Below are 25,652 nucleotides of genomic sequence, written 5' to 3'. Positions count from 1 at the left end.
CCCGGAAACCGGAGGTTGTGACATTGAGCGCCGATGTGCTGCTGCTCGCACAGGCCGCAAGACCCGACCGGCTCGATGTGCCGTGGTGGGTCTGGCTCGCCACGCTGGGCGGTCTCGTCGTGCTGCTGCTGCTGGACCTGGTGATCGTCGATCGCAAACCGCACGAGGTCACCACCGGTGAAGCCGCTCGCTGGGTCGTGTTCTACGTGGTGTGCGCGATCCTGTTCGGGCTCGGTGTCTGGTTTTTCGGTGATGCGCATTTCGCGGTCGAGTACTTCACCGGTTACATCACCGAGTACTCGCTGAGCGTGGACAACTTGTTCATCTTCATGGTGATCATGTCCAGTTTCGCGGTGCCGTCGATCCACCAGCACCGCGTGCTGCTGATCGGTATCGTTCTCGCGCTGCTCATGCGAGGAGTGTTCATTTTCGCCGGGGCCGCGCTCATCGAGCGGTTCGTCTGGATCTTCTTCATCTTCGGCGGGATCCTGCTGTACACGGCCGTGAGCATGGTCCGCAAGAAGGACGAGGACGAGGAGTACAAGGAGAACGCCGTCGTGCGCTGGGTGCGCAAGGCGTTCCCGGTCACCGACGACTACCACGGCGCCAAGTCCACCGTGCGCATCGACGGCAAGCGCTTCCTCACCCCGATGTTCGTGGTGATCGTGGCCATCGGCAGCGCCGACCTGCTGTTCGCGGTGGACTCGATCCCGGCCATCTTCGGCATCACCCAGGAACCGTTCCTGGTGTTCGCCGCCAACGCCTTCGCGCTGATGGGGCTGCGCCAGCTCTACTTCTTGCTCGGCGGGCTGGTCGACAAGCTCGTCTACCTGTCGGTGGGCCTGGCGGTCATCCTCGGTTTCATCGGCGTCAAGCTGGTGCTGCACGCGCTGCACGAGTACCACCTGGTGCCCGAGTGGCTGGAGATCTCCAACTGGCTCTCGCTGGGCGTCATCGTCGTGGTCCTGGCGGTGACCACCTGGGCCAGCCTGGCCAAGTCCAAACGAGACGCCGCCGAACAGGCCTGACCCGGTCGTACAAGGGCTCGCGGGGCGGTGCCGGTAGCGGAACCGCCCCGCAAGTCCTGCTCCAACGCTCGGCTCAGTCCAGCAGGGTGTAGCTGAGGTCGGTGCACACTCGGCCCAGCGGCACGTCCAGGCCCGGGTGGCTCAGGGGGAGCAGGACGTCCGGGGAGTCGGGCAGCGCGGTGGCTGCGGGCGGATCCCACAGGCACAGCGAGGGTTTGCCGGCGTCCATCGACGATCGGTACCAGAGCCCGTCCAGTTCCGGGTAGGCCGCGCGGATCGCGCGCGACCAGGCCCGGGTGCGTTCCTTGGCTCCGTTGCTGATCGCCTGCGAGGCCCCGACGCGGGTGGGCCACAGCCCGCTGAGGTCCAGCAACCGCAGCGTGCGGCGCGGGCGGAACACGACCAGCTGCGGACTGCGCGTCCGTCGGTCCACTGTGGACGTCGCCTGGAACACCTCGGCCACGCAGGTGCGCACCGACAGCGAGAAGTAGAGCACCCCGTGCTCGCGGGTCACGGTCGGCCCGCCCTGGCTGTCCGGCAGGTGCGGGTCGAACCGGGCGTGCGGCAGCGGCCCGGCGTAGCGGAAGGTGTTCCAGTCCTGCGGGTGGTTGCCGCCGGAGGTGAACACCCGCGCCAGCCGCGTGCCGCACGGCACCGCGATCACGTCTTCGGTGCGGCGCAGCATCGCCTGCAGCACCGCGGGCGCGGGTGGCTGGGGTAGCCGGGCCATGGTGGTCCTGGGTCTCCGATTCGCCGGGCGGGGACCGGCGCGCCGCGGACCGCCGGGCGGGCGGTCGCGGTGCGCGGTGCGGTCCGGGCTCGCCCCTGGTCAGGCCGGGGTGCCGAGGGTCGAGGCGAGCTCGGCCACCGGGTGCGGATCGCCGCCGGAGAGCAGCCATTCGCGCGGGGTGGCGGGCCGGTCGCCCATCTCCAGGTCGGCTTGGGCGGTGGTCATGAAGTTCGCCAGCACCAGCGCGGGCTGGTCCGCGGGCATCGCCGCCAGCACCACGTCCAGACCGGGCAGCACGCCGTCCTCGGTGAACTGCCAGGCCGCCAGTCGCCAGCCGCCGCGATCCTTCCAGCCGAGCAGTCTTCGCTCGCCGATGCGGTGCCGGATCCGGCTCGCGTCCACCCCGATGCGGGCGGCGGCTTGGCCCACCGTCAGCGCCGTGTCCCGCAGCACGGCCTGTTCGGCGACGGCACGCGCCCGCGGGTCGGCTTCCGCTGTTTCCAGGGGGGCGAGATCGAGGCCGCTGTCGGCCAGGGCCAGGCGCTCGCGCTCGGTGAAGTGGGCCGCCGGGTCGACCTGCGGCGAGGTGAGCCGTCGTGCGGCGTCCTCGACCAGCGACAGGAACTCGGTGGCGGTGACCTTTAATCCGGCGCGGGCCAGCACGGTCTCCAGCGCAGCTGACATGGGCCCAGCGTAGCGCGTTCCGGCCGCGAAGTGTGCGCCAGCGTGCGCTTGGCGCAGATTATCACTGTTTGCAGTACGTGAAAAGCGCACCGTAATCAATGATCGGTTCAGTGCCCCGCACGCCCGCGAAGCGCAAGCCCCTGGGCGGGTGTTCGCTGCCTGCGCGCTGTCGTTCGGGCGGAGGGTTGACGTGGGCCGGGGACGCGCCGTTGACTGGGCGTACCGACTGGTCGGTCTTGATGGGAGGTGGCGTGTTGGGCAGCGTGTATGACGAGCGACCGTGGCTCGCGCTGTACGAGGAGCAGATCCCGACGTGGCTCGAACCGCGGTTCGGCAACATGCTGCAACTGTTCGCCGACACGTGCGGGCAGCACCCGGACCGGGTCGCGGTGACCTACTTCGATGCGCAGCTGACCTACCGCGAGCTCGACGAGCTCAGCGACGGCGTCGCCGCGCACCTCGCCGAGCGCGGACTGGCCGGCGGCGACCGGCTCGCGGTGTACCTGCAGAACATCCCGCAGTTCGTGATCGCCCTGCTGGCGGGGTGGAAGTGCGGAGCCATCGTCGTGCCGCTCAACCCGATGTACCGCAGCCACGAGCTGACCCGCATCCTCGGCGACGCGCAGCCCGTGGCCGCGGTCTCCTCCGAGCAGGGCTGGCACGACGTGCTGGCCGAGCTCGCCGGCCCCGCCGGGATCAGCACCGTGCTGACCACCAGCGAACTCGACCTGCAGACCCGCGATGACGAGCGGGTGCTGGGATCATCGTCGCGCAGGCCCGCGCCGGAGTGCGCCGATCTGCTCGACGTCGCCCGCGCCGGGGCCGGTTCTCCCGTGCCGCGCGCCGATCCGGACGCCGACGACATCGCGCTGCTCGTCTACACCTCCGGCACCAGCGGGGTGCCCAAGGGCGCCACGAACACGCACGGCAACCTGGTGTTCAACTCCGAGGGCTTCCGCGCGCGGACCCGGGGGGAGCAGGACGGGTCGGGCGTGTTCGCGCTGGCGCCGCTGTTCCACATCACCGGGATGGTCTGCCAGTTCGGCGCCGCACTGGCGCTGGGCGGACGGCTCGACCTGGTGCACCGGTTCGAACCGGGCGTCGTGCTGGACGCGCTCGCCGAGCACCGCCCGGCTTACATGATCGGCCCGGCGACCGCCTACATGGCGCTGATGAACCACCCGAAGGCCGACCGGGAGCACTTCGCCTCGCTGGACCTCGTCTACTCCGGCGGGGCGCCGCTGCCGTCGGCGGTGGTGGAGAGCTTCCGCGAGCGGTTCGGCCACTACGTGCACAACGGGTACGGGCTCACCGAGACCAGCGCGACCGCCACCTCCGTGCCCGCCCACCTGGAAGCCCCGGTCGACGAGGACTCCGGGACGCTCAGCGTCGGGATCCCCACCTTCAACACCGTGGTGCGCATCGTCGACGACGTCGGTGAGGACCTGCCGCAGGGCGAGGTCGGCGAGATCGTCATCGAAGGACCCCCGGTGGTGCCGGCCTATTGGAACAAGCCGGAGGAGACCGCCGCGGGCATCCGGGACGGGCGGTTGCACACCGGCGACGTCGGGTTCATGGACGCGCAGGGCTGGTTCTACGTCGTCGACCGCAAGAAGGACATGATCAACGCCTCCGGGTTCAAGGTCTGGCCGCGCGAGGTCGAGGACGTGCTCTACACGCATCCGGCCGTGCGCGAGGTCGCGGTCGTCGGCGTGCCCGACCAGTACCGCGGCGAGACCGTCAAGGCGTACGTGAGCCTGCGCGGCGAGCACAGCGCCGAGCCGGAGGAGTTCGTCGACTTCTGCAAGCAGCGGATGGCCGCCTACAAGTACCCGCGCACCGTCGAGGTGCTCGGCGAGCTGCCCAAGACCGCGACGGGCAAGATCCTGCGGCGCGAGCTCCGCGGATATCGGCCTGATCCCGCGGCAGCCGCACCCCAACACGAGGAAGGAAGCCGATGAGCAAGCGTTTTGACGGCCGGGTCGCGATCGTGACCGGAGCCAGCCGGGGTATCGGGCTCGGCATCGCCGAACAGCTCGTCGCCGAGGGCGCCAAGGTGTGCCTGACCGCCCGCAAGCCGGAACCACTGGCCGAGGCCGTGGACGTGCTCGGCGGCTCGGCCAACGCCATCGGGGTGGCGGGCAAGGCCGACGACGAGCAGCACCAGGCCGATGCGATCCAGCAGGTGCTGGACACCTTCGGCCGGGTGGACATGTTGGTCAACAACACCGGCATCAACCCCGCCTACGGTCCGCTCATCGAGCTGGACCACGGCATCGCCCGCAAGACCTTCGAGGTCAACGTGCTGGCTGCGCTGTCCTGGACCCAGCAGGTGCACAAGGCGTGGATGGCCGAGCACGGCGGTTCGGTGCTCAACGTCTCTTCGGTGGCCGGGCTGAAACCCGCACCGGGGATCGGCTACTACGGCGCCACGAAGGCGATGCTCAAGCACATGACCCAGGAACTGGCCGTGGAGCTGGGGCCGGACGTGCGGATCAACGGCATCGCACCGGCCGTGGTCAAGACCCAGTTCGCCAGCGCGCTGTACGAGGACCGCGAGGACGAGGTCGCCGCCCAGTACCCGCTCAAGCGGCTCGGTGTTCCCGGTGACATCAGCGGTGCTGCGGCGTTCCTGCTGTCCGAGGAAGCTTCCTGGATCACCGGGCAGATCCTCGTGCTCGACGGCGGCGTGACGCTGACCGGAGGGGTGTGAGGCATGCGGCCGCGGGGTGAGGTCGTCGTCGTCACCGGTGCCGCCAACGGCATCGGTGCCGCGATGAGCAGGAAGTTCTCCGAACTGGGTGCGCACCTGGTGCTCGCCGACGTCGACGAGCACGCCCTGCGCCGGGTCGCCGCGGAGACCGGTGGCATGGCCGTCGTCGGCGACGTCGCCGGAGAAGAGGGCGCGGCACGACTGGTGCGGGCCGCCCTGGACGAGCACGGGCGCATCGACCTCTTCTGCGCCAACGCCGGGATCGCCGAAGGCGGTGGGCCGGAAGCCGACGAGCTGGCGTGGGCGAAGTCCTGGGAGATCAACGTGATGGCGCACGTGCGGGCCGCCCGCGCGGTGCTGCCGCACTGGCTGGAACGCGGTAGCGGCCACTTCCTGGCCACCGTGTCGGCCGCCGGCCTGCTGACCATGCTCGGCTCGGCGCCCTACTCGGTGAGCAAGCACGCGGCGCTGGGCTTCGCCGAATGGCTGGCCGTCACCTACGCCGACCGGGGTGTGACCGTGCAGGCGCTGTGCCCGCAGGGCGTGCGCACCGACATGCTCGGCAGCAGCGGATCGGCGGGGGAGACGCTGCTCGACGCCGGGGCGCTGGAGCCGGCCCAGGTCGCCGACCTCGTGGCCGAGTCGCTGGACAGTGGGCGGTTCCTCGTCCTGCCGCATCCGGAGGTGGGCGACTACTACGCGTTGCGCGCTACCGATCCCGGGCGCTGGCAGGGCGGGATGCGCAAGCTGCAGCGCAAGATCGGCGGCTGAGCGTCCCGGTAGGACTCGCGGGCCGGACGCCCGCGCTGCGCCGAACCGGTCGGCCGATACTCTGCGTGGGGACCGTACAGGGGAGGTGCACATGGCGCGGGCGGCCAACGACCGCGGGGATGCGCGGGAGGACTCGGCACCGGCCGAGCCCGTACCGCAGCGGTTGCTGGCGATGGCCACCAGGCTGTTCGCCGAGCAGGGCTTCGAGATGACCTCGGTGCAGCAGATCGTGGACGCGGCCGGCGTCACCAAAGGGGCCATGTACCACTACTTCGGCTCCAAGGACGACTTGCTCTACGAGGTGTACGCGCGGTTGCTGCGGGAGCAGACGGCGCGGATGGAGAGTGCCGCGGACAGCCGGGCGCCGGTCCAGGAGCGGTTGCGCTCGGTCGCGGTCGACGTGGTGGCCACGACGGCGGCCAACCTGGACGACACCGTCATCTTCTTCCGTTCCATGCACCTGCTGCACCCGGACAAGCAGGCCGAGGTGCGCGCGGAGCGGCGTCGCTATCACGAGCGGGTGCGCGAGCTGATCGAGGAAGGCCAGCGCGACGGGGTGTTCCGCGCCGACCGGTCCGCCGATCTCGTCGTGGACTTCTTCTTCGGCGCGGTGCACCACTTGGGCACCTGGTTCCGCAAGGACGGTGAGCTCAGCGGTGAGCAGGTCGGCGAGCAGTTCGCCGATCTGCTGCTGGCCTCGCTGCGTCGCTGACCGCCCGAATTCCGCTGCGGACGACCGGTTCCCGGTGGCGGCCCGCGGATTTCCGCGCCGTTTCGGGTTGTGATCATTGTTCTCCCGGGGGTTGCGCCGGAGGCAGCGGAAAAGGTTCGCTGCTGCTTGCATTTTCGTGAGCGATCCACTCGGGAGCCCGCATGGCAAGCCACACCGGAACGGTCCGGACCACCCGGCTGGACCGGGTGCTGAACCTGGTCGAACGCATCGGCAACAAGCTTCCTGAGCCGTTCGTCCTGTTCGCCCTGCTTTTCGCAGTCGTCGCGGTGGTGTCCACGGTGGTCGCCGCGTTCGGCGTCGTCGTGCACATCCCCGGTGACGACGGGGTGACTCCGATCCGTGGCGCGTTCACCGCGGCGGGCCTGGAGTTCTTGTTCACCGAGATGCCCGCCAATTTCATCGGTTTCCCGCCGCTGGAAACGGTGGTCACCATCATGCTGGCGGTCGGACTGGCCGAACAGGCCGGACTGCTGACCGCGATGATCCGCTACGCCTTCGGCGGCGCGCCCCGCTGGGTGCTGCCCTACGCGGTGGGTTTCGTCGGCGTCAGCTCCAGCGTGATGGCCGATTCGGCGATGATCATCATCCCGCCACTGGCGGCGATGGTGTTCAAGGCGGCCGGACGTCATCCGGTGGCGGGGCTGCTCGGCGGGTTCGCCGCGGCCGGCGCCGGGTACTCGACGGCTCCGGTGGTCACCAGCCTGGACGCGTTGTTCTCCGGTGTCAGCAACTCGATCGCGGCCACCCTGCCCGACGCGGGCACGCCGGTGACCCCGGTGTCGAACTACTACTTCAACCTCGTGTCCTCGGTGCTGCTGGCCCTGCTGGTCGGCTTCCTCATCGACAAGATCGTCGAACCGCGGATGAACCGCAGCGGCATCTCGCGCACCGAGCAGGCCGACGCGGAATCCGGCGAGCGGGCGGCGTTCGCGATGAACCCGCAGCTGGAGCCGCTGGAGAAGCGCGGGCTCGCATGGGCCGGTCTGGCGTTCCTGGCCGCACTGGCGGCCGTGCTCGTCCTGGTGTTGTCCCCGGGATCGCCGCTGGCCAACGACGCGGGCGGTTTCCTGCCGGAATCGCCGCTGCTGGACTCGGTGACCACGCTCATCTTCCTCGGCTTCGTCATTCCGGCCATCGCCTACGGCGCCAGCACCGGCAGCGTGTCCCGCGCCGCGGACGTGCCCAAGCTGATGGGCGCCGCGCTGCGCGACCTCGCCGGGTTCATCGTGCTCGCGTTCATGCTCGGGCAGTTCATCGGCCTGTTCACCTGGACGAATCTGGGTGCGTGGCTGGCGGTTTCCGGTGCCGACCTGCTCACCGCCCTCGGCCTGGACGGGTACCCGGCGTTCCTCGGGTTCATGGTGCTGGCCTCGGTGCTGAACCTGTTCATCATCTCCGGGTCCAGCCTGTGGACCCTGATGGCCTCGGTGTTCGTGCCGATGTTCCTCGTGCTCGGCTTCGAACCGGGTTTCGCGCAGGCGGCGTTCCGCGTCGGCGATTCGGCGACCCAGGTGATGACGCCGCTGAACCCGTACATGATCATCATCCTGGGCTACCTGCGCCGCTACGAACCCGGCGCCGGGATGGGCACGCTCGTGGCCCGGATGGTGCCGTTCGTCGTGCCGTTCTGGGTGCTGTGGGCGCTGATCCTGACGGTGTTCTTCTTCGCCGACCTGCCGCTCGGGCCCGGGATGGGCATCCACCTGGACCGCTGAGCCGCGCACGGCAACGGGCCCGCGCCCTCCCGGGGAGAGCGCGGGCCCGTTTCGGCCGGATTCCTCAGAACACCACGCGGGACAGGCTCTCGGCCACGCACGCCGGCTTGTCCGAGCCCTCGATCTCGATCGTGGCGGTGATGGTCAGCTGGATGCCTTCCTTCACGTCGGTGACGTCGTCGAGCCGGGTCACCGCCCGCACCCGCGAACCGACCAGCACCGGGCTGGGGAAGCGCACCTTGTTCAGCCCGTAGTTGATGCCCATCTTCACGCCTTCGAGCTTGTAGGTCTCGGCGTTGAGCTTGGGCAGCAGGCTCAGCGTCAGGTAGCCGTGCGCCACCGGACCGCCGAACGGGCCCTGCTTCGCGCGTTCGATGTCCACGTGGATCCACTGGTGGTCCGACGTGGCGTCGGCGAACTCGTTCACCCGCTGCTGGGTGATCTCCAGCCACTCGCTGGTGCCCAGTTCCTCGCCCTTGGCGGCGACGATCTCCTCGGCGCTGCGGAAAACACGCACGCGATCCTCCTCTGCTCCAGATGATGTGCCGGTCACGCCGGCGGCAGGCCGACGAGCTCGCCGATGCGCTGCCGGTGCTGTCCCGCGGAACCGAACGACAGCTGGGAACTCTTGGCGCGGCCCAGGTACAGGTGCGCCGGGTGCTCCCAGGTCATGCCGATGCCGCCGTGCAGTTGCAGGTGCTCCTCGGCGGCCAGCACTACCAGGTCCGAGCAGTACGCCTGGGCGATCGCGGTGGCCAGTTCCGCCTCCGCGGCGCCGCCGGCGAGCTGGTCGGCGGCGCTGCGCGCGGCCGCCCGCGCGGTGCTCACCCCCGTCCACAGGTCGGCCAACCGGTGCTTGACGGCCTGGAAGGAGCCGATCGCGCGGCCGAACTGCGTGCGCTCCTTGGCGTACTCGACCGTGGTGTCCAGGCAGTGCTGCGCCAGCCCGACCTGCTCGGCGGCGAGCACGCCCGCTGCCGTGGTCACCGCGTGCCGCAGCACCTGCGCCGCACCCGTGCCGCCCGCGACCCGCTCGCCGACCGCACCGTCCAGCAGCAGGGTGCCGAAGCGCCGGGTGAGGTCCAGCGGGGTGGCGGGCTCGCGGGTCACCCCGGCGACCGAGGTGTCCACCAGGTACAGCGCCGGACCGTCCGCGTCCCGCGCCGGGACGAGCACGTAGTCGGCCACGTCCAGGTCCACCACGGCCGATGCGCTGCCGGTGAGCTCGTTGCCCGCCGCCTTGACCGACTCCGGGAACGGTGCGTGCGGTGGTGTCGCCAGCCCGGTGGCCACGGTGCCCAGCTGCGAACCGTCGGCCAACTGGGGCAGGATCTCCCGGATGCGTGCCGAGGCGTCGCAGCCCACCAGCGCCGCGGTGGTGAGCACGTTGCCCAGGAACGGGACCGGGGCGACGCTGCGGCCGAGCTCCTCGGCCACCACGGCGAGCTCCCGGGCGCCGGCGTCGGCGCCGCCCAGTTCCTCGGGCACCAGCAGCGCGGCCAGGCCCAGCTCGTCGGCCAGCGTCCGCCACAGGTCCAGGTCGTAGGGCTGGTCGCTCTCGCACCGGGCGAGGACGTCGGTCCAGTCGCACCGGTCGCGCAGCAGCCTGCGCACGTTGGTGCGCAGGTCCTCCTCGACCTCGCTGTAGAGCAGATCCGCGGAACTCATCGCGGCAACTCCTTCCACGGTGCCTGCTTGTCGGTGCGCTGTTCCTGCGGCAGGCCCAGCACCCGCTCGGCGATCACGTTGCGCAGGATCTCCGAGGTGCCGCCTTCGATCGAGTTGCCCTTGGCGCGCAGGAAGCGGTATCCGGCGTCGCGGGCGGTGAAGTCGGTGTGCTCGGGCCGCCGGAACGTCCAGTCGTCGTAGGACAGGCCCTGCTCGCCGAGCAGTTCCAGTTCGAATCCGGAGATCTCCTGGTTGAGCCGGGCGAAGGAGAGCTTGACGGCCGACCCCTCGGGGCCGGGCGTGCCCGCGGCCAGCTGTTGGCGCAGCCGATCGCCGGTCAGCCGGGTCGCTTCGGCGTCGACCCACAGCTGCAGCAGCCTGTCGTGCGCCGCGGGGGTGCGCAGCTGCGGCTCGGTGCGCCAGGTGTCGGCGACCGGGCCGATCATCCCGCCTTCGCGTTCGGTGTTGCTGCCGCCGATGGCCACCCGCTCGTTCATCAGCGTGCCCATGGCGACCTGCCAGCCCTGGCCGACCTCGCCGAGGCGCCGGCTGTCCGGGATCCGCACCTCGTTCAGGAAGACCTCGTTGAACTCGGCCTCACCGGTGATCTGGCGCAGCGGCCGCACGTCCACGCCGGGCGCGGTCATGTCGCAGATGAAGTAGGTCAGCCCCTTGTGCTTGGGCTGCTCCGGGTCGGAGCGGGCGACCAGGATCGCCCACGAGGCGCGGTGCGCCAGCGAGGTCCACACCTTCTGCCCGTCCAGCACCCACTCGTCGCCGTCGCGCACCGCGCGGGTGGACAGCGCGGCCAGGTCCGAGCCGGCGCCGGGTTCGCTGAACAGCTGGCACCAGATCTCCTCGCCCGTCCACAGTGGACGCAGGAAGCGCCGGCGCTGCTCGTCGTCGCCGAACCCGAGGATCGTCGGCGCCGCCATGCCCAGCCCGATCGTGTTCAGCCGCGGGTTGTTGTCCGGCGCGTCCGCCGCCGCGAACTCCTCCTCGACCACCTGCTGCTGCTCGCGCGGCAGGTCCAGACCGCCGAGCCCGGCGGGGAAGTGCACCCAGGCCAGGCCCGCGTCGAAGCGCGCGCGCAGGAACTCCAACCGCTCGGTGCGTTCCGGGGGATGCTCGGCGAGGAACTGCCGCACCCGGCTGCGCAGTTCCCCGTCATCGCCGGTGCTCATACCTTCGGCCCGCCCGCGACGTAGATGACCTGGCCGGACACGAAGCTGGAGCGCTCGTCGACGAAGAACGAGACGGTGTTGGCGATGTCGTCCGGCTCGCCCGCTCGCGCCACCGGGATGCTGCCGACCGCGGCCTTACTGAACTCCTCGAACGACACGCCGACCCGCTCGGCGGTGGCCTTGGTCATGTCCGTGGCGATGAACCCGGGCGCGATCGCGTTCGCGGTCACCCCGTACTTGCCCAGCTCGATGGACAGCGTCTTGGTCAGGCCCTGCAGCCCGGCCTTGGCGGTGGAGTAGTTGGCCTGCCCGCGGTTGCCCAGCGCCGAGGTGCTGGACAGGTTCACGATGCGGCCGAACTTGGCCTCGACCATGTGCTTCTGCACCGCGCGGCTCATCAGGAACGCGCCGCGCAGGTGCACGTTCATGACCGTGTCCCAGTCGTCCTCGCTCATCTTGAACAGCATGTTGTCCCGCAGGACTCCCGCGTTGTTCACCAGCACCAGCGGGGCGCCCAGCTCGGCGGATACCCGGTCCACAGCGGACTGGACCTGGTCGGGATCGCTGACGTCCGCGCCGATGGCCAGCGCCTTGCCACCGGCGGATTCGATGGCCGAAACCGTGTCCGCGCAGGACTTCTCGTCCAGGTCGATGACGGCGACCGCGTGGCCGTCGGCGGCCAGGCGGCGGGCGGTGGCGGCGCCGATCCCGCGAGCGGCACCGGTGACGATCGCGACGCTATCGGGCATAGGGGGCTCCTTGTCTCGTGTTCGGATTCCTCGGGTGCGGGCCGGGCCCGCGGTTCAGCGGTGCTTCTTGAGCTCGCGGCGGGCCAGTGACCGCAGGTGCACCTCGTCCGGCCCGTCGACGATATGCAGCGTGCGGGCGTGCGCGTACAGGTTCGCCAACGGCGTGTCCTGGCTGACCCCGGCGCCGCCGTGCGCCTGGATCGCCCGGTCGATCACCCAGGTGACCATCTCCGGCACGCCCACCTTGATCGCCTGGATCTCGGTGTGCGCCCCACGGTTGCCGACCGTGTCCATCAGCCAGGCCGTCTTGAGCACCAGCAGCCGGGCCTGCTCGATCTTGACCCGGGACTGGGCGATCCAGTTCTGCACCACGCCCTGCTCGGCCAGCGGTTTGCCGAAGGCGACCCGGTCGTTGGCGCGGCGGCACATGAGTTCCAGTGCTCGCTCGGCCATGCCGATCGCTCGCATGCAGTGGTGGATGCGGCCCGGGCCCAGCCGCGCCTGCGCGATGGCGAATCCCTCGCCCTCACCGGCGATGACGTTGTCCGCGGGCACCCGCACGTCGTCGAACACGACCTCCGCGTGCCCGCCGTGGTCGCCGTCGGTGTAGCCGAACACGTTCATGCTGCGCTTGATCTGCACCCCGGGGGTGTCCCGCGGGACGAGGACCTGGCTCTGCTGGCGGTGCCGCTCGGCGTCCGGGTCCGTCTTGCCCATCACGATGAGGATCTTGCAGCGCGGGCTCATCGCGCCGGAGGAGAACCACTTGCGGCCGTTGATGACGTAGTGGTCGCCGTCGCGGGTGATCCGGGTGCCGATGTTGGTCGCGTCCGAGGAAGCGACATCGGGTTCGGTCATGCAGAACGCGGAGCGGATCTCGCCGTCCAGCAGCGGTTTGAGCCACTCGGCGCGCTGGGCGTCCGAACCGAACAGCGACAGGACCTCCATGTTGCCGGTGTCCGGTGCCGAGCAGTTCGTGGACTCGGAGGCGAGTCGTCCCGCGCGGCCCATCAGCTCGGCCAGCGGTGCGTACTGCAGGTTCGTCAAGCCGGCGCCGTCGGCGGTGGGCAGGAACAGGTTCCACAGCCCGCGCTTGCGCGCCTCGGCCTTGAGCGCGGGCAGCATCGGCGGCTCGGCCCACTCGTCCTCGCGGTTGGCCAGCCACTCCACGAACTGCGGCTCGGCGGGGTAGACGTGCTCGTCGAGGAACGCGGTGAGTTCGCGGCTCAGCCGCTCGGTGGTCTCGTCGTGGGCGAAGTCCATCTATGCCTCCTTGAGCGTGGCCAGCCCCTGCGCGACCAGCGGTTCGACCAGGGCGCCCACGTGCTCGAAGCCCTCGCCGACGGTCTGGCCGTGCAGGTACCGGTAGTGGATGCCTTCCAGGATCACGGCGATCTTGAAGAACCCGAACGCGGTGTACCAGCCCATCGCGGACAGGTCGGTACCGCTGCGCTCGGCGTAGCGCTGCAGCAGCTCGCGGGCCGCCGGGAAGCCGTACTCGGGGCCGATTCCCTTGGCGACGGGGTTCTGCTCGATGCCGCTGAAGCCTTCCCAGTACACGGTGAGCAGCCCGAGATCGGTGAGCGGATCGCCGAGCGTGGCCATCTCCCAGTCCAGCACGGCGTTGATGCGCAGGTCGTCGCCGACCAGCACGTTGTCCAGGCGGTAGTCGCCGTGCACGATGCCGGAGGCCGTGCTGTGCGGGATGCGGGTGTCGAGCTGCTCGGCGAGTTCGTCGATGCCGGCGACGTCGCGGCTGAGTGAAGCGGCCAGCTGCTTGCTCCACCGGCGCACCTGGCGCTGCAGGAAGCCGTCCGGTTTGCCGAAGTCCGCCAGTCCCACCGATTCCGGGTCGATGGTGTGCAGGTCGGCCAGCACGTCGATCAGCTGCCAGGACAGGTCCGCGCGCTGCGCCGCGGTGAGCCGCTCGGTCTGCTCCGGGCTGCGGAACACGGTCCCGGGCACCCGGTCCATGACGTAGAACGGCGCGCCGATGGCCTCCTCGTCCTGGCACAGCAGGAAGGTGCGCGGCACCGGGACCGCGGTGTCGGCCAAGGCGGACATGACGCGGTGCTCGCGGCCCATGTCGTGCGCGGTGGCCAGCACGTGGCCCAGCGGCGGGCGGCGCACGACCCACGCGGAGGTGCCGTCGGTGACCGAGTAGGTCAGGTTGGACCTGCCGCCCTGGATCAGCTCGCCGCGCAGCGGCCCCCGGGTGGGCTCGGGCAGTTCGCGGTCCAGGTGACCGCGCAGCCGGTCGAGGTCCAGCCCGGGCAGGTCGCCGGACGGGGGCTGGTCGTTCATTGCGGCTCCTTGTCGTGCGGTGCGGCGAGCAGGTCGCCGAGCTGGTCGCGGGTGTCGGCCGGATCGGTGTGCAGCACCGTCCGCAGCCCGAGCCGCTGCGCGGCTTCGGTGTTCGGCGCGCCGTCGTCGACGAGCACGACGTCGGGGGCGGCCAGGCCGAGGCGGTCGAGGGTGTGCCGGTAGATGCGTTCGTCCGGTTTGCGCAGGCCGAGCTCGGCGGAGACGACCGCGAACTCGAACAGCCCGGACAGCTCGTCCCACGGGTAGGCGTTGCCCCAGCTGTTCGACAGCATCGCGGTGCGCACCCCGCTGTCCCGGATCCGCCGCACGAGGTCGAGCATGGCAGGTTCCAGGCGCATCTCGGCGAACATCCGCTGGATGAGTCCGTCGGGCGCCACCGGCTGGCCGTCGACGGTGCGCAGCCGGTCGGCGAGCAGCCGGTTGAACTCCTCGGCGCTGAGCTCGCCGGTTTCCAGCCGGTGCACGGGGGTGCCCGCGGGGGCGTCCCGGGAGAGCCACTCCTTCAGCGCCGCGGAGAAGGTGTCCGGGTCGATGCGCTCGCGGGCCGTCCAGGCGCGGATGGCGGAGCCGCCGGAGTTGGTGAGCACGCCGCCGTAGTCGAACACGACGGCTTGAACGGTGCCTGCTGCCGCGCTGCTCGTGCCCATGTGCAGAGACCGTACCGACTAGACGGTATGTAGTCTAGTGCCTGGTGTCCGGCTTGCGCCGCGACGACGTCGGTGCGGCGTCGTACCGTTCCTGCCATGGCGGCTCGTGAGGAAGCGCTCGACCAGCTCGACTTCTACTGGCGCTCGTGGCGCCCGCGCCTGGAGGGGATCACCGACGAGGAGTACTTCTGGGAACCGGTCCCGCAGTGCTGGAACATCCGCCGCGAATCGGACGGGTGGTCGATGGACTTCACGTTCCCGGAACCGGTCCCGCCGCCGTTCACCACGCTGGGCTGGCGGTTGGCGCACATCGCCTGCCACATCTTCGGGATGCGCGCCGATCGGCACCTCGCCGACTCCGGGTTCCGCATCGACGGGCACGACTACCCGGGTGGTGCGTCCGAGGCGCTGCAGCGGCTGGACACCGAGCACGCGCGGTGGCGGGACTGGATCGGCGAGCTCGACGAGGACGGCTGGCAGCAGCCGGTGGGCCCGGCCGAAGGGCCGTTCGCGGATCGCAGCTACCTCGCGCTGGTGCTGCACCTCAACCGCGAGCTGTTCCACCACGGTGGCGAAGTCGCCCTGCTGCGCGACCTCTACCAGGCATCGCGCGGCGGAACCCGCCTCGACAGCTGAGTTTCCGGCGCCCGGTGAACGACGTGGCCACTACGCTGCGCCGATGGAACGCGATACCGAGAACGCCGAAGGCCTCGCCGCACCCGCGGGCCGAGCCCGGGTGAACGACTACGACAGCTTCGCCGAGGCGTACTCGGCGGCGAACGAGAGCAACCTCGTCAACGCGCACTACGAGCGTCCCGCGATGCTGGCCCTCGCCGGAGACGTGGCGGGCCGTCGGATCCTGGACGCCGGGTGCGGCGCAGGAACCCTGTCCGCGGCGTTGCACGACCGCGGTGCGGTCGTCACCGGCATCGATGCCAGCACCGGGATGCTGGCGCTGGCCAGGCAGCGGCTGAGCGAGGACGTGCCCCTGCACGTGGTCGACCTGACCGACCGCCTTCCGTTTACCGCCGGTGCATTCGACGACGTGGTCGCCTCGCTCGTGCTGCACTACCTGGAAGACTGGGGGTCGGTACTGGCCGAAGTGCGGCGAGTGCTCCGGTCCGGCGGCCGACTGATCGCGTCGGTGGACCACCCAGTCGTGGCCTACACGATCCAGGAGCCGCGGCCGGACTACTTCGCGACCAGCAGCTATACGGTCGAGTGGACGATCGACGGGAAGTCCGTTCCGATGAGGTTCTGGCGCCGGTCGTTGCAGGCGATGATCGACGCCTGCACCACCGCCGGCTTCCACCTGTCCGCCCTCAGCGAGCCGCAACCCGATCCGGCCGCCCGGGACCTGTTCCCGGACGGTTTCCACGACCTCGCGACCAAGCCCTGCTTCCTGTTCCTCGTCCTCGAAGCGACGTGACGGCGCCGCACCCGCGGGCCGAGCCCGGGTGAACGACTACATCGTTTCGTCCGCTTTGAGCACGAGCCGGCCGCGCGTCTTCTCGATCGGCACCGCGGCGAGCTCGTCGTCCGGTGCGCCGGCCGATCTCGTCGTGCAGCATGGCGGAGTGAAATCAGTTTTGAAATCCGTTCTTTCGCTTCCAGGAACCACAATCATCGCCACGCGTCCCGGAACGCGACGAGCCCCTCCGGGACGGGGGTCCGGAGGGGCTCGTGGTCGGTGCCGGGGTCAGCCGCCGTTCGCGGGGTGCGGTACCTCGCGTTCGAGGGAGGCGGCCGAACCGGGCGCCGGGATCAGCGGTTGTCCTCCTTGAGCATGTCGGAGCACTTCTCGCCGATGGCCATCGTGGTGATGTTCGGGTTCACCGCGACCAGGAACGGCATCGCCGAACCGTCGGCCACCCGCAGCCCCTGCACGCCCTTGACCCGCAGTCGCGCGTCCAGCGGCTTGCTCGCGTCCTCGGCGGCGCCCATCGGCACCGAGGCCGCCGGATGGTAGACGGTGTTGTGCGTGCGCTTGATGTAGTCGGCGATCTCGTCGTCGGTGCGCACGTCCGGGCCGGGGAACAGCTCGGCGCCGGCCCACTCGGACATCGCGGGCTGGGACACGATCTCACGCGCCAGCTTGATGCCCTCGGTCATCACCCGGACGTCGTGCTCCTGGGTGAAGTACCGCGGGTCGACCTTCGGCTTGTCCCGGAAGTCCCTGCTGCGCAGCCGGACCGTGCCGGTGGAGCGCGCGCGGGTGACGTTCGGGGTCAGGCAGAAGCTGTTCTCCGAGGTCGGGTAGCCCTGCCGCACCGTGTGCATGTCGAACGGCACCGAACCGTAGTGGAACATCAGGTCCGGCCGGTCCAGTCCGGGCTGCGTGGTGGTGAACACGCCGATCTCCCACCACTGGGTGGAATCGGTGACCATCGGCTGCTTGGCGTCCCAGCTGATGACGCCTTCCGGGTGGTCCTGCAGGTTCGACCCGACGCCCGGCGAGTCCACCAGCACCTCGACCCCGGTCTCCCGCAGGTGCTCGGCCGGGCCGATCCCGGACAGCATCAGCAGTTTCGGCGTGTCGATGGCACCCGTCGACAGCACCACCTCGCGCCGGGCGCGCACCGTGCGGGTGTGGATCTGGTCGGCGGACAGGTACTGCACACCGGTGGCCTGCGTGCCGTCGAACTCGACCTTCTTGGCCCACGCGTGCGTGCGGATCTCCAGGTTCGGGCGGTCCATGATCGGGTGCAGGTAGGACACCGAGGACGAGGAGCGGATGCCGTCCTCGCGGGCGTTGATCTGGAACCAGTTCGCGCCGTGCGTGACCGTCGTGCCCGAGTTGAACTCGGTGGTGGGGATGCCGGCCTGCTCGCAGGCCTGCAGCAGGGCCGCACCGGACGGATCCGCCGGCGGGACGCTGCGGATGGTCACCGGGCCGCTACGCCCGTGGTGCTCACCGGGCCCGTCGTTGGTCTCCAGCCGCTGGTACAGCGGGAAGACGTCCTTCGAACCCCAGCCGGTGGCGCCCAGCGCCTCCCACTCGTCCAAGTCCTCGGCCGGCGCCCAGAACGCGATGCACGAGTTGTGCGAGGAGCACCCGCCCAGCACTTTGGCGCGCGCGTGGCGCATGAACGAGTTCCCGCTGTCCTGCGGCTCGATCTGGTAGTCCCAGTCGTAGCCGGACTCCAGCAGCTCCATCCACCTGTTGAGCTGCAGGATGTTGTTGTCGTCCACATCGGACGGACCTGCTTCGAGCAGGCAGACCGTGGTGTCCGGATTCTCGGAGAGCCGGGCCGCCACCGCGGCACCTGCGCTGCCACCGCCGACCACGACGTAGTCGAACTGATCAGACATGGATCGAAACTCCGTTCAGCTCAGGAGACGGTCGTTGCGGATTCGTCCTGTTCGGACTCGTCCGCGGAAGGTTTCGCCGCGTGGTCGGCCAGCACCCCGACCCGGTGGCGCAGCACGAACCAGTAGTACGCGAAACCGCCCAGCGCGGCGATCCCGACGAACAGCAGCGAGCTGTACTGCAGGTACCAGTGGTAGGGCGGCTCGGCGTTGTAGACCTCGCGCCGCGGCCAGGCGAGGTTGATGGTCATCATCAACCCCCATGCCACGGCCAGGATGTTCACCGGCAGACCGAACTTGCCGAGGCTGAACCGGCCGGGCTGCTTGGCCGAGGACCACTTGCCGCGCAGTCGCGCGACCAGCATCGGGATCGTCACCAGTAGGTAGGAGATGTAGATGAGGATGATCGCCAGGCTGGTCACGGTGGTGAAGATCTGCGGCTGGCCGACGTTGACCAGCAGCAGCGCGACGGCCAGCACGCCGATGACGATCGCGGGCACGACCGGGGTCTGGAACCGCGGGCTCACCTTGGCGAGCTTGGAGCCGCCGGGCAGCGCGTTGTCCCGGGCCATCGCGAACGCGATCCGGATCGCCGCGGTGTGCACGGCCAGCACGCACACGGTGATCGCGATGAAGATGGCGACCAGGAACAGCCTGCCCACGACCGGGCCGAGTGCTTCACCGAGCACGAACTGCAGGCCGGCCTCGCCCAGGCGCGGGTCGTCGAGGTCCCGGATGGCCATCAGGGCCAGCAGGATGATCAGCCCGCCGAGCACGGCCGAGGCGATCAGCGCGCGCAGGATCGCCTTCGGGGCGTTGCGGTGCGGGTTGATGGACTCCTCGCCCAGCGAGGCGGCGGTGTCGAACCCGTACATCACGTACGACGAGGCGATACCCGCGACGAGGAACGCGCCGAGGTAGCTGCCGCCGTAGTTGGCTTCGGTCCCCGAGGTTTCGAGCACCACGGTCGGCGGGTTCTGCACCACGAACAGCAGCGCGATGATCAGCAGCACCGCGGCGACCAGCTCCAGGAGGACCCCGGCGCTGTTGATGCGGGCCATCAGCTTCACGCCGAAGGCGTTGACCAGCGTGGTGAACAGGATCAGCACCAGCGCCAGCAGGATCCCGTTGACCGATTGGTCGGTGGTGGAGGAGCCGTCGCCGACGATCTGGAATCCGGCCCAGATCTGCGGGAGCGTGTTCTGGTAGGCCAACGCGGTGGCCGCGATCGAGACGATCGAAGCGACCAGCATCATCCACCCGGCCAGCCAGCCGACGTGCTTGCCGCCGAGCTTCTTGGCCCAGTTGTAGACGGAGCCGGCGATGGGGTAGCGCGATGCGAGCTCGGCGAAACTCAACGCCACGAGCAACTGCCCGAGGAACACGAGCGGCCAGGACCACCAGTAGGCGGGTCCGCCGAGCGAGAGCCCGAAGTAGGACAGTTGGAAAGTGCCGGTGAGCACCGAGATGTAGCTGATGCCCGCGGCGAAGGTGTGGAAACCTCCGAGGGTCCGTTTCAGCTTGTTCTGGTAACCGAACTCGGTGAGCCCGGTGTCCTGATTGGGCATGCTCATGCCCGTGAACTCCTTTCCCGAGGGGCCCGCCGCGTGATCTCCCGGCGGGTGCGCACTCCTCGGTTTCGGCGTGCTGCGCGCCCGGCCGTTCCGGGCGCGGCCTGCGAAACTCCGGATCCGGCAGCGCTTCCGGCGCGCCGTTGCCCGGGTTCGTGGCTGTTGTGCTCGTCGACCTCCGTTCTGCTCCTGGCCGGGTGCGCGGCGCGGGCGGCCGCCCGGTGGCGCGGACACCACGGTGTCCGCAGCCCGCCGCGCACCCGGTTCCGTTCAGCGCGGCGCGGCCCGGGAACCGGCGCTCGGTCCGGGCCGCGTGCGCATCACCGTCCGGAGAACCAGTGCTGCGGACCGGGTCGCAGGTTCTGGTAGACGTGCTTGGGCTCCTGGTATTCGCCGAGCCCCGCCCGGCCGAGCTCGCGCCCGATGCCGGACTGCTTGAATCCGCCCCATTCCGCCTGCGGCAGGTAGGGGTGGAAGTCGTTGATCCAGATCGTGCCGTGCCGCATCCGGTTGGCGACCCGCTGCGCCTTGGCGGGGTCGCCGGTGAACACGCCGCCGGCGAGGCCGTAGTGCGTGTCGTTGGCGATGCGCACCGCGTCGTCCTCGTCGGTGAACCGCTCGACGGTCAGCACCGGGCCGAACGACTCCTCGGTGACCGCGAACGATCCGCGCTGCACCTCGTCCAGCACGGTCGGCAGGAAGAAGTGCCCGCGGGCGTAGCGCTCGCCGTCCGGCCGGCGGCCACCGGTGCGCAGCACGGCGCCTTCGGCCACCGAGCGCTCGACGTAGTCGGTGACCTTGCGCAGGTGTCCGTCCGAGATGAGCGGTCCGGTCTCGGCATCCTCGTCGAAAGGACCGCCGAGGCGGATGGTTTCGGCACGGCGCACGATCTCGTCGACCAGCGCGTCGTGGATCTCGTCCTGCACGATCAGCCGCGCGCCCGCCGAGCAGACCTGGCCGGAGTGCAGGAAGACGGCGGTGAGCGCGTAGTCGACGGCGGTCTCGAAGTCGGCGTCGGCGAACACGATGTTCGGGTTCTTGCCGCCGAGTTCCAGGGCGACCTTCTTGACGGTCGGCGCCGCTGCCGCGGAGATCGTGCGCCCGGTGTGCAGGCCGCCGGTGAACGAGACGAGGTCGATGTCCGGGTGCTCGGCCAGCACCGAGCCGACCTCGGCGCCGGTGCCCAGCACCAGGTTGCCCACCCCGGCGGGCAGGCCCGCTTCGGCCAGCGCCCGCATCAGCAGGATCGCGGTGCTCGGGGTGAGTTCGCTGGGCTTGAGGACGAAGGTGTCACCGGCGGCGATCGCCGGGGCGACCTTCCAGGCCACCTGCAGCAGCGGGAAGTTCCACGGCGTGATCATGCCGCACACGCCGACCGGTTCGTACTGCACGCGGCTGATGGCGTCCGGGGAGCCGGTGTCGACGAGCTTCCCGGCGTCGGTGCCGGCGAGCTTGCCGAAGTAGCGGAAGCACCCGGCGATGTCGTCCATGTCGTAGCCGCTCTCCACCAGGCGCTTGCCGGTGTCCAGCGACTCGGCGCGGGCGAACTCCTCGCGGTCGCGGACGAGGATGTCGCTGACCCGCAGCAGCAGGTCACCGCGCTCCCAGGCCGAGGTGTTCGCCCAACTTCCCTCGTCAAAGGCCCGCCGGGCGGCGGCGATGGCGTGCTCGGTGTCGTCGGAGGTGGCCTCGGCGACGGTGGCCACCGGCGAGCCGTCGGCGGGGGAGGTGATGTCCCGGGTCCCGCCCGCGGTGGCGGGCACCCATGCGCCGTCGATGAACAGCGTCGCTGCGGAATTCGGCACGGCCGATCCGCTCTCAGCTTGCGGCATTGATCGTTTTCCCCGTTGCGTCGTCTGCGTTGTTCCGCGCGTGATTCTTCCGCGCGCTCCGGGCCGCGATTCGCGCCTTTCCGGCGGAATGCGCCGGTGCGGTTCCGGGGAGCGCCGGAATCTGCGGTGCCGCACTTTGCGCAGCACCCGCGCGGGGTGAAATCCGTCGCCCGGATCCATTCGTCCCCGCGTTGCGCGTGCGAGTGCGGCATTCGATTTTCCGGCACTTCGCGGAACCATTCTGGCCCACATCCGGCGAAGACCCTAACACCGATCCTGTACAGATGTACATCATCTGCGGCGGATCGGTCCGATCCCGGTCGGTGAAACGCGCTTTGAGCTGCGTAAACGTGAACCCCGTGAGGTGGGCCGCATCGCCGGCCGCGGGGCGCATGGCAAGGTGTAGCGCGTCGAGCAGGTATCCGAACCACGGTGTGCCGATGCACACGGGAGGAACGTCGAGCGCAGATGTCGTCCACCACGGAGCAGTCGCCCGCCGCCGCGGGGGGCCGGCGCAAGGATCCGGACCGCCGCGAGCGCATCGCCCGCGCAGCGATAACCGTGGTCGCCGAGCGCGGCGTCGAGAAGCTCACGCACCGTGCCGTGGCGGCTGCGGCGGGTGTTCCGCTCGGGTCGACGACCTACTACTTCGCCACGCTCGACGACCTGCTCGCCTCCGCGCTCAAGCAGGCGTCCGACGACGACGTGGCCCAGTTGCGCGCCTGGGAGGCGAAGCTGGCCGGGCGCACCGACATCGACCTCGCGGCCGAGTTCACCGAGCTGGTGCTGCACTACCTGGGGCCGGAGCGCACGCGCACCGAGGTCGAGCACCAGCTCTACATCGCCGCGCTGCACCGCCCCGCCCTGTGCCACGTGAGCCAGGAGTGGGACGCGGCGCTGGCCCAGTTGTTCGCCCAGCACACCGGGCCGGAGACCGGGCGCGTGCTGTCCGCGGTGTTCTGCGGGTTGCTGCTGCAGGGCATCGTCCGCGAATCCGCGCCCAGCCGAGACGAAATCGAAATGATATTCCGGAAGGTGCTGGATCCCGCCGAAAACGGCTGATTCGCGCGCTCCCGCTCGGGTGTCCGGATGGTCAACATCCGATGTCCGTTGCATTGCACCGAATCCGGTGAGTTGATCTGCACCGCGCTGCGGTGGAGAATGCGTGCAGCGATCCGTTGCGCCGTGCGTCCGCGACATGCCGGGTGGCTCGTCAGCCCTCTGGAGCACATCGCCGGTCGATTTTCCGGGGTACAACGGACTTGCCGCGTCGGGGCGCGGCTCGCTCCCAGCACATGATGATCAACCGAGTGGGGTGAGACCGTGGGGCACAACGAGGACCGCGAGCGCGAACTCGTGCCGCTCAAGTCGGATTTCGACACCGTCTGGTACGGATTCCGGCGTTCGCAGGTGAAGTTCTACATCCAGCAGACCGAAGCCGAGATCCAGATGCTCACCGAGGATCGGGACTCGACGTTGAGCCAGGTCCAGGACCTGACCTCGCAGCTCGAACAGGCGCGCGCCGAGGTCGAGTCGCTGCAGCAGCAGCTCGACGCCCAGGCCGCGATGCCGCTGGACGAGACCGGGTTGTCCGACCGCATGCGCCGGATGGTCCGGCTGGCCAAGGACGAGGCCGAGGAGGTGCGGGCTGCGGCGAAGTCGGCCGCCGAGCACGAGTGGGCCCGGTCCGAGCAGGCAGCCGCCGAGCTGCGCGAGCGCTACGAGCGGTTGGTCTCCGAGGCCGACGAGTGGCGCAGGCAGTCCGAGCAGCAGCGCAACGACATGATCGCACGCACCCGCGAGGACATCCAGCAGATGTCCGCCGAGGCCGAGCAGTCCCGCCGCAGGCTGGACACCGAGGCCGAGGAGCGCCGCACGCAGGTCGAGCACGACTTCGAGGTCTCCATGGCCGCCCGCCGCGAGGAGGCCGCCCGCATCCAGGCCGAGCGCGAGCAGACCAGCCGCGCCGAAGCGCAGCGCCGGGTGCGGGAGGCGACATCCGAGGCCGAGCGCCGCATCCGCAGGGCCGATGAGTACGCGGAGACGATGTCGGCGATGCGCCGGGAGGTCGCGGACCAGGTGCGCACCGCGCACCGCATCCTGGGTGCTGCTGAACCGTTCCTGTCCGCCACCGAACAGGCCGTGCCGACCGAGGATTCGGACGCCTACGTGTCCGAAACCGTGCGCGGCGGTGCGGTTCCGCGGGGGCGGGACGAGGACGTCGCGGTGCCGCGGCAGCGCGACGAGGAACCGCGGCCCGAGCCGGAGCAGCCCGAGGACCTCCCCGCCGAGGAGGCCGAGGTCGCCGGGACCGACGCGGCGGCCGGGACGCGCTGAGCGGATCGGGTGGCGGGGCGGGTTCCCGTCACCCGGCATGCCGCGCTCGCACCGGAGTGCGACGAGTGGCGCCCGGGGTGCGCGGTCGGCGGTCGCTGCGCGGGGACGTTGCGCGCGAGGCGGATTCGTCGGGCCGGGGGGAGGCCGTCCTCCTGCCCGGCCCGACGCCGGTCAGGTCTGCTGCGCACCGGCCGCGCGGCGGGCGGCCAACCGGTCGTAGCCGTTCATCAGGAACGTGTGCGTCGGGCGCTCCACGAGGCGGGTCAGCGCCCAGCCGAGCAGGACACCCGTGGTCAGCATGGCCATGACCTGCAAGAACGGTCCGGCGCCGATGTCCTGCAGCGTGCGGGACACGATGTAGCCGATCGTCTGGTGCACGAGGAACACGCCGTAGGAGATGCCGGCGAACCAGGTCACCCAGCGCCCGACGGCGTCCGGGATCACCCGGTTCCAGTCGGGCCCGTAGGCGGTGGCGGCGACCACGAGCATCCCGATGCACACGCCGACGGTGGAGCCCCAGTCAGCGACCAGGCCCTCCGGCGTCTCCTCGTAGTTGTGCAGGCTCTGCCCGAGCATGCAGGTGGCGAGCAGGGCGGCGAAGTGCGCCCAGCCGATGCGCCGGGTGGACCACATCCAGATCGCCACGCCCACGACGAACAGGTGCCAGCGGTGCGCGCCGATGCCGTCGACGATCATCCGGTACGCCTCGGGGGCGCCGCCGACCCGGATCGGCCACTGCAGGATCGGTACGATCACGGCCACCCACAGCACGACGCGGATCGCCGTCCCGTGCCCGAGTTTGGACTTGAACAGCAGTGCGGCCGCGGTGAAGCCCATCAGCTGCAGCGGGACCGTCCAGTGCGAGCCGTCGATGAAGAAGAACTCGTCCGGCTTCCAGTTCCACAGCATGGCCACGTTGGCGAGCAGATCCTGCCACGTCGGCAGGAACCAGCCTTCGATCGCGGCCAGGTGCATGATGCCGAAGATCAGCAGGACGGCGCCGACGAACGGCGGGAACAGGCGTGCCATCCGCCCCCACCAGTAGCGCAGCAAGCCGCCGCGGCCGATCGTGACGCAGGCGAAGTAGGCGGAGATGACCAGCAGCATGCTCGCGCCGACCTGGAACGGGAACCGGATCGAGCGCTCGGCCAGCTCGGGGTGCAGGAACACGCTCAGGAACGTCGAGTGATAGATCATCACCAGAATGACGCATCCGGCGCGGACCACGTCCCAACTGATCTTGCGCTTCGATTTGCCCGATTTGGTCTGCGTAGGAGTGGTGGTCTTCTCGGGCACACGCTCACGATACCAGGGCGTTTTGTCCATTTGCTGCGGCGTTGCAGGCTCGTTGATCAGTGTAAACGCCCCAATCGGCTGATATCCGGGCCGCTGTCGGCTGCGTCACGGGTTGTACTCCCCGACTGCGCGCGGCGGCGTCCAGACGGGTGAGATCGAGGAATACCGTAGCTCGCGCGCGATTTCGCTCGTACGCGTACCGGCCGATTTCGCGCAATCACCCGGCCTGGTCACGTTTTCGCCTGGGCAGGACGGTGAGACGGTCGGCGCTGGGCGCGAAAGAACCGTGCAAATGCGACCTTCCGCGTCATCACAGCGTCCCCGGGGCCGGACCCGCACAGCGGTGCGGCGCGCCGCCGA

General features: G+C 69.9%; 23 protein-coding genes. 10 read left to right on the top strand and 13 right to left on the bottom strand.

Translation table 11 applies throughout. The features are described 5' to 3' along the window. The first annotated feature begins 23 nt into the window (after positions 1-23). Complete coding sequence (locus IQ251_RS13935) at positions 24-1,028, top strand: TerC family protein (protein ID WP_193928989.1); 1,005 nt, start codon at positions 24-26, stop codon at positions 1,026-1,028. A gap of 73 nt (positions 1,029-1,101) precedes the next feature. On the opposite strand, the gene IQ251_RS13930 is transcribed toward IQ251_RS13935, so the two are convergent. Then, positions 1,102-1,758: an RES family NAD+ phosphorylase gene (locus IQ251_RS13930; RefSeq protein WP_193928988.1), complete on the bottom strand. Its 657-nt coding sequence runs from the start codon at positions 1,756-1,758 to the stop codon at positions 1,102-1,104. Between the two features lie 99 nt (positions 1,759-1,857). Then, complete coding sequence (locus tag IQ251_RS13925) at positions 1,858-2,442, bottom strand: DNA-binding protein (RefSeq protein WP_193928987.1); 585 nt, start codon at positions 2,440-2,442, stop codon at positions 1,858-1,860. 254 nt (positions 2,443-2,696) lie between these two features. Here IQ251_RS13925 and IQ251_RS13920 point away from each other — a divergent pair, with 254 nt between their 5' ends. From IQ251_RS13920 to IQ251_RS13900, 5 genes are all read left to right on the top strand, one after another. Beyond that, on the top strand, positions 2,697-4,403 hold the full coding sequence (locus IQ251_RS13920) for an AMP-binding protein (RefSeq protein ID WP_228046804.1): 1,707 nt from the start codon (positions 2,697-2,699) through the stop codon (positions 4,401-4,403). Beyond that, on the top strand, positions 4,400-5,155 hold the full coding sequence (locus IQ251_RS13915; protein ID WP_193928986.1) for an SDR family oxidoreductase: 756 nt from the start codon (positions 4,400-4,402) through the stop codon (positions 5,153-5,155). Before IQ251_RS13920 ends, IQ251_RS13915 begins: the two co-directional genes overlap by 4 nt. Positions 5,156-5,158: 3 nt before the next feature. Beyond that, positions 5,159-5,926 carry an SDR family oxidoreductase gene (locus IQ251_RS13910; protein ID WP_193928985.1) on the top strand — a complete coding sequence of 256 codons (768 nt, stop codon included), beginning with the start codon at positions 5,159-5,161 and terminating at the stop codon, positions 5,924-5,926. 91 nt (positions 5,927-6,017) lie between these two features. After that, positions 6,018-6,638, top strand: coding sequence for a TetR/AcrR family transcriptional regulator (locus tag IQ251_RS13905; RefSeq protein ID WP_193928984.1), 621 nt, complete (start codon positions 6,018-6,020; stop codon positions 6,636-6,638). A gap of 161 nt (positions 6,639-6,799) precedes the next feature. Next, complete coding sequence (locus tag IQ251_RS13900; RefSeq protein ID WP_193928983.1) at positions 6,800-8,374, top strand: AbgT family transporter; 1,575 nt, start codon at positions 6,800-6,802, stop codon at positions 8,372-8,374. Between the two features lie 64 nt (positions 8,375-8,438). Here the strand turns inward: IQ251_RS13900 and IQ251_RS13895 are convergent, their stop codons facing one another. The 7 genes from IQ251_RS13895 to IQ251_RS13865 are packed head-to-tail and all read right to left on the bottom strand — an operon-like array spanning position 8,439 to position 14,947. Then, entirely contained in the window at positions 8,439-8,891 is a 453-nt protein-coding gene (locus tag IQ251_RS13895; protein ID WP_193928982.1) for a MaoC family dehydratase, read from the bottom strand. 32 nt (positions 8,892-8,923) lie between these two features. After that, the gene (locus tag IQ251_RS13890) at positions 8,924-10,042 is read right to left on the bottom strand and encodes an acyl-CoA dehydrogenase family protein (RefSeq protein ID WP_193928981.1); all 1,119 of its coding nucleotides are present in this window, start codon (positions 10,040-10,042) and stop codon (positions 8,924-8,926) included. Continuing rightward, positions 10,039-11,226, bottom strand: coding sequence for an acyl-CoA dehydrogenase family protein (locus IQ251_RS13885; protein WP_193928980.1), 1,188 nt, complete (start codon positions 11,224-11,226; stop codon positions 10,039-10,041). Before IQ251_RS13885 ends, IQ251_RS13890 begins: the two co-directional genes overlap by 4 nt. Further along, a complete protein-coding gene (gene fabG / locus IQ251_RS13880) occupies positions 11,223-11,975 on the bottom strand; it encodes a 3-oxoacyl-ACP reductase FabG (RefSeq protein WP_193928979.1) in 753 nt (250 codons plus the stop codon). The genes IQ251_RS13885 and fabG overlap by 4 nt, the downstream gene beginning before the upstream one ends. 54 nt (positions 11,976-12,029) lie before the next feature. Continuing rightward, the gene (locus tag IQ251_RS13875) at positions 12,030-13,238 is read right to left on the bottom strand and encodes an acyl-CoA dehydrogenase family protein (protein WP_193928978.1); all 1,209 of its coding nucleotides are present in this window, start codon (positions 13,236-13,238) and stop codon (positions 12,030-12,032) included. Then, on the bottom strand, positions 13,239-14,279 hold the full coding sequence (locus IQ251_RS13870) for a phosphotransferase family protein (RefSeq protein WP_193928977.1): 1,041 nt from the start codon (positions 14,277-14,279) through the stop codon (positions 13,239-13,241). Beyond that, entirely contained in the window at positions 14,276-14,947 is a 672-nt protein-coding gene (locus IQ251_RS13865; protein WP_193928976.1) for an HAD family hydrolase, read from the bottom strand. Before IQ251_RS13865 ends, IQ251_RS13870 begins: the two co-directional genes overlap by 4 nt. A gap of 96 nt (positions 14,948-15,043) precedes the next feature. On the opposite strand from IQ251_RS13865, the gene IQ251_RS13860 reads away from it, so the two are divergent. Then, positions 15,044-15,583: a DinB family protein gene (locus tag IQ251_RS13860; protein ID WP_193928975.1), complete on the top strand. Its 540-nt coding sequence runs from the start codon at positions 15,044-15,046 to the stop codon at positions 15,581-15,583. A gap of 43 nt (positions 15,584-15,626) precedes the next feature. Then, positions 15,627-16,376 carry a class I SAM-dependent methyltransferase gene (locus IQ251_RS13855; RefSeq protein ID WP_193928974.1) on the top strand — a complete coding sequence of 250 codons (750 nt, stop codon included), beginning with the start codon at positions 15,627-15,629 and terminating at the stop codon, positions 16,374-16,376. A gap of 335 nt (positions 16,377-16,711) precedes the next feature. Here the strand turns inward: IQ251_RS13855 and IQ251_RS13850 are convergent, their stop codons facing one another. The 3 genes from IQ251_RS13850 to IQ251_RS13840 form a co-directional block, all read right to left on the bottom strand. Beyond that, on the bottom strand, positions 16,712-18,259 hold the full coding sequence (locus tag IQ251_RS13850) for a GMC family oxidoreductase (RefSeq protein WP_193928973.1): 1,548 nt from the start codon (positions 18,257-18,259) through the stop codon (positions 16,712-16,714). A 20-nt stretch (positions 18,260-18,279) separates the two neighbouring features. Then, the gene (locus tag IQ251_RS13845; RefSeq protein ID WP_193928972.1) at positions 18,280-19,830 is read right to left on the bottom strand and encodes an APC family permease; all 1,551 of its coding nucleotides are present in this window, start codon (positions 19,828-19,830) and stop codon (positions 18,280-18,282) included. A 317-nt stretch (positions 19,831-20,147) separates the two neighbouring features. Continuing rightward, positions 20,148-21,632 carry an aldehyde dehydrogenase family protein gene (locus IQ251_RS13840; protein WP_370591392.1) on the bottom strand — a complete coding sequence of 495 codons (1,485 nt, stop codon included), beginning with the start codon at positions 21,630-21,632 and terminating at the stop codon, positions 20,148-20,150. Positions 21,633-22,127: 495 nt separating this feature from the next. On the opposite strand from IQ251_RS13840, the gene IQ251_RS13835 reads away from it, so the two are divergent. Together IQ251_RS13835 and IQ251_RS13830 are read left to right on the top strand one after the other, a co-directional pair. Continuing rightward, the gene (locus IQ251_RS13835; RefSeq protein WP_193928970.1) at positions 22,128-22,721 is read left to right on the top strand and encodes a TetR/AcrR family transcriptional regulator; all 594 of its coding nucleotides are present in this window, start codon (positions 22,128-22,130) and stop codon (positions 22,719-22,721) included. 261 nt (positions 22,722-22,982) lie between these two features. Then, positions 22,983-23,996, top strand: coding sequence for a coiled-coil domain-containing protein (locus IQ251_RS13830; RefSeq protein ID WP_193928969.1), 1,014 nt, complete (start codon positions 22,983-22,985; stop codon positions 23,994-23,996). Positions 23,997-24,167: 171 nt separating this feature from the next. On the opposite strand, the gene IQ251_RS13825 is transcribed toward IQ251_RS13830, so the two are convergent. After that, positions 24,168-25,292, bottom strand: a complete 1,125-nt coding sequence (locus IQ251_RS13825) for an acyltransferase family protein (protein ID WP_370591391.1) — start codon at positions 25,290-25,292, stop codon at positions 24,168-24,170. Positions 25,293-25,652: the final 360 nt, after the last annotated feature.

The organism is Saccharopolyspora montiporae (assembly GCF_015209505.1).
Classification (GTDB): domain Bacteria; phylum Actinomycetota; class Actinomycetes; order Mycobacteriales; family Pseudonocardiaceae; genus Saccharopolyspora; species Saccharopolyspora montiporae.
This window is presented reverse-complemented; position numbering and strand designations above follow the sequence as displayed.

Bases quoted from the DNA above. Each gene is read 5' to 3' on its own strand.
- IQ251_RS13930 (WP_193928988.1), bottom strand. From the start codon at position 1,758: ATGGCCCGGCTACCCCAGCCACCCGCGCCCGCGGTGCTGCAGGCGATG.
- IQ251_RS13925 (WP_193928987.1), bottom strand. From the start codon at position 2,442: ATGTCAGCTGCGCTGGAGACCGTGCTGGCCCGCGCCGGATTAAAGGTC.
- IQ251_RS13915 (WP_193928986.1), top strand. From the start codon at position 4,400: ATGAGCAAGCGTTTTGACGGCCGGGTCGCGATCGTGACCGGAGCCAGC.
- IQ251_RS13910 (WP_193928985.1), top strand. From the start codon at position 5,159: ATGCGGCCGCGGGGTGAGGTCGTCGTCGTCACCGGTGCCGCCAACGGC.
- IQ251_RS13905 (WP_193928984.1), top strand. From the start codon at position 6,018: ATGGCGCGGGCGGCCAACGACCGCGGGGATGCGCGGGAGGACTCGGCA.
- IQ251_RS13900 (WP_193928983.1), top strand. From the start codon at position 6,800: ATGGCAAGCCACACCGGAACGGTCCGGACCACCCGGCTGGACCGGGTG.
- IQ251_RS13890 (WP_193928981.1), bottom strand. From the start codon at position 10,042: ATGAGTTCCGCGGATCTGCTCTACAGCGAGGTCGAGGAGGACCTGCGC.
- IQ251_RS13885 (WP_193928980.1), bottom strand. From the start codon at position 11,226: ATGAGCACCGGCGATGACGGGGAACTGCGCAGCCGGGTGCGGCAGTTC.
- fabG (WP_193928979.1), bottom strand. From the start codon at position 11,975: ATGCCCGATAGCGTCGCGATCGTCACCGGTGCCGCTCGCGGGATCGGC.
- IQ251_RS13875 (WP_193928978.1), bottom strand. From the start codon at position 13,238: ATGGACTTCGCCCACGACGAGACCACCGAGCGGCTGAGCCGCGAACTC.
- IQ251_RS13870 (WP_193928977.1), bottom strand. From the start codon at position 14,279: ATGAACGACCAGCCCCCGTCCGGCGACCTGCCCGGGCTGGACCTCGAC.
- IQ251_RS13865 (WP_193928976.1), bottom strand. From the start codon at position 14,947: ATGGGCACGAGCAGCGCGGCAGCAGGCACCGTTCAAGCCGTCGTGTTC.
- IQ251_RS13860 (WP_193928975.1), top strand. From the start codon at position 15,044: ATGGCGGCTCGTGAGGAAGCGCTCGACCAGCTCGACTTCTACTGGCGC.
- IQ251_RS13855 (WP_193928974.1), top strand. From the start codon at position 15,627: ATGGAACGCGATACCGAGAACGCCGAAGGCCTCGCCGCACCCGCGGGC.
- IQ251_RS13850 (WP_193928973.1), bottom strand. From the start codon at position 18,259: ATGTCTGATCAGTTCGACTACGTCGTGGTCGGCGGTGGCAGCGCAGGT.
- IQ251_RS13845 (WP_193928972.1), bottom strand. From the start codon at position 19,830: ATGAGCATGCCCAATCAGGACACCGGGCTCACCGAGTTCGGTTACCAG.
- IQ251_RS13835 (WP_193928970.1), top strand. From the start codon at position 22,128: ATGTCGTCCACCACGGAGCAGTCGCCCGCCGCCGCGGGGGGCCGGCGC.